Annotated in this window: 1 rRNA gene; it reads right to left on the reverse strand. The window is 64.2% G+C overall.

What is annotated here, in order from left to right:
• A 23S ribosomal RNA gene (locus NBH09_RS09970) occupies positions 1 to 1083 on the reverse strand; the annotation flags it as partial.

Below are 1083 nucleotides of genomic sequence, written 5' to 3' on the forward strand. Positions count from 1 at the left end.
TAAAATCCCGCCGCTTCGGTGTCCAGCTTAGCCCCGTGTATTGTCGGCGCATGTCCACTCGACCAGTGAGCTGTTACGCACTCTTTGAATGGATGGCTGCTTCTAAGCCAACATCCTGGTTGTCTGGGCGGACGCACATCCTTTGCCACTCGGCTGGAACTTGGGGACCTTAGCGGGCGGTCCGGGCTGTTTCCCTCTCGAGCACACAGCTTAGCCCACATGCTCTGACTGCCGCGCTCTGGGCCGCCGGCATTCGGAGTTCGGTTGGATTCGGTAGGCGGCGAAGCCCCCTCGTCCATCCGGTGCTCTACCTCCGGCGGTGAACGCGCGACGCTAGCCCTAAAGCTATTTCGGGGAGAACGAGATATCTCCGGGTTTGATTGGCCTTTCACCCCTATCCGCAGGTCATCGCCGCCGTTTTCAACCGACGTGCGTTCGGCCCTCCACGGGGTCTTACCCCCGCTTCAGCCTGCCCACGGATAGCTCACCCGGCTTCGCGTCCGCGGCGCGGGACTCAAGTCGCCCTGTTAAGGCTCGCTTTCGCTCCGGCTCCCTTTCGGTTAACCTCGCCCCGCGCCAGCGACTCGCTGGCTCATTCTACAAAAGGCACGCCGTCACACCCTAAAAGGGTGCTCCGACTGCTCGTGGGCGCACGGTTTCAGGTACTGTTTCACTCCCCTCCCGGGGTGCTTTTCACCTTTCCCTCACGGTACTGGTGCGCTATCGGTCACAGGGTAGTACTCAGGCTTGGATGGTGGTCCACCCAGGTTCGGACCGGGTTTCACGTGCCCGGCCCTACTCAGGGACCGCGTCGCGCCGTCCGGTCTGGGTTCGCGTACGGGGCTGTCACCCGCTGCGGCCGGCCCTCCCATGCCGTTCCGCTCCCCAGCCGGACCTGCGCCCGGGGGCGGCAGCCCCCGGATGCGCGGCCCTGCAACCCCGTCGGCGGAACCCCTGCCGGGTATGCCCGCTCGACGGTTTGGCCATCGGTCCCCTTTCGCTCGCCGCTACTCGGGGAGTCTCGAGATTGATTTCCTCTCCTCCGGGTACTTAGATGTTTCAGTTCCCCGGGTTGTCCTCCCC

The sequence above is a fragment of the Collinsella sp. BG-O-102 genome, from assembly GCF_023656745.1.
Classification (GTDB): Bacteria; Actinomycetota; Coriobacteriia; order Coriobacteriales; family Coriobacteriaceae; genus Collinsella.